A 7,033-nucleotide genomic window follows, 5' to 3' on the forward strand; every position below is an offset into this window, starting at 1 on the left:
GAAGAGATACCCTATAAAATGCCGTGCAAAATCCCTAAATTGACACCTATGGTGCGGTTTGCAACCGCACCGGACTTCCACAAGAAATTACCCGATTAAATTCTTAATCTTCATACGTAGGGCTCCCTTGTAGCATAGGAGACCGTTAGTTTCCTGTGCCAGCGTGAGATGCAACTTCACAGTTCACACGACGATACGAGTGGGCAGATAATTACGGAAGCTACTATAACTTAGGAATTGTCAAGAGGGAACTAAGCCATGGTGCGAGGACGGGAAAAAATTGTGCATCTATCCAAAACTTCATGCAGGTTTTATAGGAGTATCCATTTGCTGTGCTGCGAATAAAAGACACGCAAAAATATCTTCGGATTCCAGATCTGGCATATTTTCAAGAGTTTCTTCAAAAGAAAGACCGCCAGCAAGCGATTCCAAGACATCTGTCACCCGAATCCGCATCCCTCGAACACAAGGCCGTCCACCGCATTGGTCTGGACTGAGCGTAATTCGGGATAATAGAAGTTTTTGCTCAATAGCAGCTTCGAGACCCAGCTTACCGCTCTGTTTTGCCAGTTTCTCTGCGGTTTGGAGATCCACCTTCATTTCTCCAATTCGTCCCAACTTGTTTTTCGCGCATCCGCGAGCATAGTATGCATAGGCGAAATCTGGTTTTATTTGGATCGCTACGTTATAGTCGGCTATAGCACCTTTATAGTTCCCTGACTTGCTTTTCTCATTACCCCACCTAAAGTAAGTCTCGGCGGATAATTTGTGATCTGTTTTCATTGGAGTGTTCTCCTTTCATTCCAGTATACACTATCCAAACCCTAAATTGCAAAAATAGTTGGTATTATTGCGGGCACCACGCCATCACCGTTCCAAAACTCGCAAACATGCTATTTTCACCGCTTGTTAGGATGCGCGAGCCTTGGACGACAACCCGTGCATCGCGACTCGTGATTTTGTAACTGACCGGGGCATCTTTGGCAATAAGCGGTTCACCATTTTCGCCCTTCAGTTTATCGAGCCGATAATGTACTGAGCGATGTGCTGGCACATCGAATTCGCAGGAGACGTTCTCCAGTGCAGGATCCTCATACAGCACCTCTAAGAGACAACGCGTATCACTATCGGCGGTGTTGGAGATACATATAGATTCGTGAGAGAAATAACCGCCGCCGTGTTGTTCCCATTCTTGTTCCGCTGGCGTTAGTGCCGCCATGTAGCCGTCCGGAATAACCCAAACATAAGCCCCATCACCATCTGAACTATAGCATTTGAGCGCATCTGCTATTGCCTCTGCATTTTTTTCTTTCACTTCATCTCTATCAACTACGAAAAACCGGTCATGTAATTCAATTCCCGGGACGGTATGTGTCTGTTTTAATTCGCCTTGCACAGTAAACCACAAATATTTAGGTGTCAGCAGATCAACACGGCTTACACCTTGTGAAGCGAGCCAATCTCCAAATGTACTGTTCAGAAGTGCGGTCACCGTACCCAAGTGGACAAGACCCGCCCTCCCATAATTATTAATTGTCTTCATTAAGGTTTCAAACGTCATTGTGTTGTCCTCTCTTTTGTCGTTGTCTCAGACTTTGCCATACGAATTATACCATCCAGCGTCCCTCAATACCGAGCAGTGCCATCAACACCTCCAAGAGAACGCTTTCGGCATCGGTTCCAACGAACTGTCGATGTGTATCAATATAAGTGCCGTAATCGGCAGCCCACTCCCGAAAATAGGTTTGGTATTCCCAACCATCCGCGGTGCGTTGAAAAACCGACCGATCTGGATAGGGGAGTCGCTGCGTTAAGAGGTCATGCAGTTGTTCCGAGGTCGGTATCCACAAGCCTTCTGAGTTTTCCTTGTCGGGTCGAAGTGCCTGAATTTTAGGATGTAAGCATCTCTCTAAATATGTTTGTGAATGTATCTGCTTTTCAGATGGATTCATGAATTTGTGGTAAAACCTAAAATATGTAGACAGGCGTTCCGTGAACAAGCCCCACCCCCGCTGGCGAGGTTTGAAACCTCGCCCTTGCATTAGTGAGCGATCCCCCCACCGCTGGCGAGGTTTGAAACCTCGCCCTTCCGTTGATGTATAGGCAATTACGGATTTTACTATACCCCCGCTGGCGAGGTTTGAAACCTCGCCCTTCCGTTGATGTATAGGCAATTACGGATTTTACTATAATGGATATTATACGGTGTCAACGTCTCAGTGTCAATACTTCTGTCGCAAATTTTTGTCACCTTTTCACAGCGATTACGTAATTACACGGTAAGTTATCATATTTTGTAGAAATATTAAAAAATCTTGAGGAATCGGGAAAGGAAGATATCAATGAATTTCCTAATAGTACTCTCCGTTTTTTGGGTTAGCGTGCTTGTTAAATTCTCCAGATACAACTAAATCTGGACAGTATTCCGAAGCGTGTATCGTTCAGCGATCTGTTTCTGGACGATAGAAACGCAATCTGGTTTATGTCGTGCTGTAACAGTCGCTACGCCACTATACTTAAACGTGTTTGGGCAGGTCCGCGCCTGCCCAATCTCATATTCAAGCAGTAACCAAGGCCCCCACGATCTCCGCTGGCGAGATTTCCCAACCTCATCTAATTTCCAAGACGCATGTTGTATCAAAGGTAAACCTCCTTAGCCTCGTAGGGGCGGCATATTTATAGAAAAAGATTCTACCCTATCCCTTCAGCCCCGTAGGGGCGGTATCTCTGTAGAAAAACGGATCCTCCACCTCCCAAGCCCCGTAGGGGCGATATCTGTCCAAAAATACACAGAAAACTGAAAACTAAATAGTCCTGATATCGTGACTGCAAGTCGCTTCTACCGAAATTTTCCTTGCAATTCTACCCTAATCCGTGTATAATCTGGCAGTGTTTCGTCCACCGACAACATATAGGGAAAATAGATGCCAGATTTCAATATCAAACCGACACACAAGCCCATCAAAAACTACTATACTGAACTCGAAAAGTATGCGCAACACGGTGCCGAAAATGAAGGCACCGTCCGTGCTGCATTCCAGAACCTCCTTCAGCACTACTGTCACCAATCCAACCTCACGCTCCTCTGCGAAAAAAGTCTCTACACGCCGGAGAAAAGACGGATAACCCCCGACGGTGAAGTCGTCGATGCCTTCGGCTTACCACACGGCTATTGGGAGGCGAAAGACACCCAGGACGATCTAAACGTTGAAGCGGACAAGAAATTCGCCGCAGGCTACCCCTCGAAAAATATCGTCATCCAGTCTCCCACCCACGCGCTTCTCTATCAGCACGGACGACTACAACTCGATCTTGACATCAGCGAACCGAGAAACCTCATTCAAGTGCTCCAGACGTTCTTCACCTATCAGGAAGAGAATATCTCCGCATGGCATACCGCGGTCTCTGAATTCAAAGACACGGTGCCGGAACTCGGTGACAAATTGGCAGCGTTAATCGAAACGGAACGCCAAAACAATCCACATTTTCAGGAAGCATTCGCCAGTTTTCACCAACAGTGTCAAGCCTCGATTAATCCGAACCTCTCCATCGCTGCCGTAGAGGAGATGCTCATCCAGCATCTGTTGACAGAACGTATCTTCCGCACTGTCTTTGATAATCCCGACTTTACACGCCGAAATATTATCGCCCGTGAAATTGAAAATGTTATTGACGTGCTAACCGAGCGGACACTCAACCGCTCTGAATTCCTCCGCCCTTTGGAGCCGTTCTACGCTGCAATCGAGAAAACCGCCGCGACTATCACCGACTTCTCACAGAAACAGGGTTTTCTCAACACCGTCTACGAGCAGTTTTTTCAAGGTTTCTCCGTCAAGGTAGCGGATACGCACGGCATCGTCTACACACCACAGCCAATCGTCGACTTCATGGTGAAAAGTGTAGAACACATCTTACAGACCGAGTTTGATCGTTCACTTTCGGAGAGTGGTGTGCATATTATTGACCCATTCGTCGGCACCGGTAACTTCATCGTCCGCATTATGCAGGAGCTGGATCCCATTTCACTGGAGCGAAAATACACCGCCGATCCGCCGGAACTCCAATGCAACGAAGTAATGCTCCTACCCTACTATATCGCTAATCTCAACATTGAGCAGCAGTTTTACACCGCGACGAACCGCTATGCCCCTTATGAAGGTATCTGTCTGGTAGACACGTTTGAGATTGCAGAGGAACGGCAGCTGCAGCTATTCACCCCTGCCAATACAGCGCGGGTTGAGAAGCAGAAGGAGGCTCCGATGTTTGTGGTTATCGGCAATCCACCTTACAATGCCGGGCAGGTCAACGAAAACGACAACAACAAAAATCGGAAGTATGAGACGATGGACGCGCGCGTGCGGGAAACGTATTCGCAAGACTCAGCAGCGACGAATAAAAACGCACTCTCCGATCCCTATATAAAGGCGATTCGGTGGGCTTTAGATAGAATTGGCGAGGAAGGCGTTGTCGCCTTCGTAACGAACAACAGTTTTCTTGATGGTGTAGCATTTGACGGGATGCGGAAACATCTCGCGGCTGATTGTGATGCCATCTATATTCTTGATTTGGGCGGGAATGCAAGAAAGGGATTAAAAGTTTCTGATGCGAATGTGTTTAGGATTCGCGTCGGCGTGAGCATCAACCTATTTGTGAAGAAAAAGGAGAATCCATCAGAATCACCGCGTATCTTCTATTATCCCACCGATGAATTGTGGAACAGAAAGCAGAAATTCGATTTCCTGAATGGGAGTCAACATGCAGGCGAAATTGCGTGGCAATCCATTCAACCGGACTCGCGGCAGACATGGCTCACCGAAGGACTCCACGCAGAATTTGACACCTTTATCCCGATGGGTACTAAAGAAGCAAAGGCACAAAAGGATGAGGCAATAGATGTAGTTTTCAAAACCTATAGTCGTGGGGTCGTAACCTGTCGCGATGCGTGGGCTTACAACTTCAATCCGAATGTCCTTGCTGAAAGTATGAGCAGGATGGTTGAAAATTATAACGTTGAAGTGGCTCGGTGGATGCAGCGGGCAGATTGGAATGCAGACCTTAATGATTTTGTAGAGTCTGATGATGAGAAAATTAGTTGGAGTGAAGGCTTAAAACTGAAATTGAAAAGTGGCAAGACGGTTGATTTCTCGGAAGAAAAAGTGAGGACATCTCTCTACCGCCCATTTACGAAGTCAAACCTCTACTTCGACCGAATGATGACAGAGCGTGTGTACGTCTTTCCGTCCATTTTTCCCACCCCTGAAACCGAAATGGAAAATCGGGTGGTTTGTGTTGATGTTTATGGTCGGAAAGGATTTACTGTTTTGATGAGTGGATTTGTTCCTGATGTGAACCTTTATGCTGATCCACAACATTCCTTCCCCTTCTACACCTACGATGAGGACGGTACAAACCGACGCGAAAACATCACCGATTGGGCATTGGCAGAATTCCGAGCGCACTATAACGACGACACAATCACCAAGTGGGACATCTTCCACTATACCTACGGACTCTTACATCACTCCGACTACCGCGAAACATATCAAGCGAACCTCAAACGCGATTTACCGCATATCCCGTTTGCCGAAGATTTCTGGGGATTTACAAAAGCAGGCGAGCAGTTAGCAGTCCTCCACATCAACTACGAATCCCAGCCCGAGTACGATGGGTTAGAACGCATTCAAACGCCACCCCTCAATTGGCGTGTCGAAAAAATGAAACTCTCCAAAGACAAAACCTCGCTCATCTACAACGACTTCCTGACACTATCGGGTATCCCTCCAAAAGTGTTTGACTATCGGCTCGGCACCCGCTCCGCGTTAGAGTGGGTGGTAGACCAATATCGCGTCAAAACAGACAAACGCAGCGGCATCATCAACGACCCGAACCGTGCAGACGACCCGCAGTACATCGTCAAGTTGATTGGGAAGGTAATCACAGTCAGCTTGGAGACGGTAGATATTGTTGAAGGATTGCCCGCGTTGTAATTGTTTGAACCGGATTTTCCAAATTCATAGACTCCCTGACTGACAACTTATTTTTACTGAATCAGCGCGATCTTATTGTCCTGAACTATCTATTCCATTATGTTTCTTTTTCTTTAGCCCTGTAAGGGCGGTATCTGTGTAGTTAAGCGTTCTGTCCGTTTCTTAGCCCCGTAGGGGCGGCATATTTATAGAAAAAGATTCTACCCCTATCCTTCAGTCCCGTATGAACTTTAAGAAAATATTTGGGTAATTCTATAAAGCACAGTTTTCACTCAAGAAGACTCCATAATCTTGGGAATCCTTAGAATCCTGTAAATCCTGCTTCAGACAATTAACATCCTACATTACCCGATTAAATTCTTAATCTTCATTAGGGACGGCATGTTTATAGCAGCATGGATCTCCTTTTTCTTTAGCCCTGTAAGGGGTTTTTGCTTGGGTATTTCTTCAGCATGTTTATATCCGTCCTTGACAAAATGCTGTTTATCAAGAGGAAACAAGAAGCACCACTACGCTTCCAGTTCCTTCCGATCTTTCAGTCTTCCCCTTTTGAACCCATGCTTTCGACAAAATATTTACATCCCCCAATGCTTTCTCTATGGAAGTTCATGTGAGCCAGGGAATGTGTTGATTTTTCAGGTAAGGGGTGAGGTGTTCTCGGAGTTGGAGGCGGGCATTGCGAAGATGTGTCTTGATGGTACCTTCGCTCCGACCTATTTGTTTTGCGATGGCTTTGATAGGCATTTCATGAACATAGTATAGGAGAAAGACGCGTTTGCGTGTCGGTGTCAGGCGCGCAACAGCCTCCTGAAGATGGTGTCGGAGTTCCTGCCGCTCAATGTTGTGGCTTGGACAGGGATGTGTGTCTATGATGCGGCGTTCATTGATGTCATGAATGGGTTCGATGGTGTGTGCTACCTTCTGTTTTCGGTAGTAATCGATACAGACATTTTCGGCGATGCGGTAGAGCCAGCTGTAAAAGGAAGCGTCTGCGCGGAAGGTGTTGATGGCACGAAACGCTTTTATCCAAGTCTCTTGTGTTAAAT

The 7,033-nt window shown here is 46.6% G+C and carries 6 protein-coding genes and 1 pseudogene; 1 reads left to right on the top strand and 6 read right to left on the bottom strand.

Going from position 1 to position 7,033, the window contains the following annotated elements:
* Nucleotides 1-300: 300 nt before the first annotated feature.
* From OXH39_00870 to OXH39_00890, 5 genes and pseudogenes are all read right to left on the bottom strand, one after another.
* Entirely contained in the window at nucleotides 301-531 is a 231-nt protein-coding gene (locus OXH39_00870) for a DUF433 domain-containing protein (protein MCY3548982.1), read from the bottom strand.
* A 93-nt stretch (nucleotides 532-624) separates the two neighbouring features.
* Nucleotides 625-783, bottom strand: a pseudogene (locus tag OXH39_00875) (tetratricopeptide repeat protein).
* Between the two features lie 64 nt (nucleotides 784-847).
* Complete coding sequence (locus tag OXH39_00880) at nucleotides 848-1,543, bottom strand: sensory rhodopsin transducer (GenBank protein ID MCY3548983.1); 696 nt, start codon at nucleotides 1,541-1,543, stop codon at nucleotides 848-850.
* A 64-nt stretch (nucleotides 1,544-1,607) separates the two neighbouring features.
* The gene (locus tag OXH39_00885; GenBank protein ID MCY3548984.1) at nucleotides 1,608-2,174 is read right to left on the bottom strand and encodes a hypothetical protein; all 567 of its coding nucleotides are present in this window, start codon (nucleotides 2,172-2,174) and stop codon (nucleotides 1,608-1,610) included.
* Nucleotides 2,175-2,407: 233 nt separating this feature from the next.
* Complete coding sequence (locus tag OXH39_00890; GenBank protein MCY3548985.1) at nucleotides 2,408-2,641, bottom strand: hypothetical protein; 234 nt, start codon at nucleotides 2,639-2,641, stop codon at nucleotides 2,408-2,410.
* 283 nt (nucleotides 2,642-2,924) lie between these two features.
* Between OXH39_00890 and OXH39_00895 the strand changes: the two genes are divergently transcribed.
* The gene (locus tag OXH39_00895; GenBank protein MCY3548986.1) at nucleotides 2,925-5,987 is read left to right on the top strand and encodes an N-6 DNA methylase; all 3,063 of its coding nucleotides are present in this window, start codon (nucleotides 2,925-2,927) and stop codon (nucleotides 5,985-5,987) included.
* A gap of 606 nt (nucleotides 5,988-6,593) precedes the next feature.
* Here OXH39_00895 and OXH39_00900 read toward each other — a convergent pair.
* Nucleotides 6,594-7,033: RNA polymerase sigma factor (locus tag OXH39_00900; protein ID MCY3548987.1), on the bottom strand; the 440-nt coding region annotated here is incomplete at its 5' end.

It is taken from the genome of Candidatus Poribacteria bacterium, assembly GCA_026702755.1.
Lineage (GTDB): Bacteria > Poribacteria > WGA-4E > WGA-4E > WGA-3G > WGA-3G.

What these genes read in the sequence shown, in the direction of transcription:
- OXH39_00880 (MCY3548983.1), bottom strand. Translation starts at nt 1,543, where the DNA reads ATGAAGACAATTAATAATTATGGGAGGGCGGGTCTTGTCCACTTGGGT.
- OXH39_00895 (MCY3548986.1), top strand. Translation starts at nt 2,925, where the DNA reads ATGCCAGATTTCAATATCAAACCGACACACAAGCCCATCAAAAACTAC.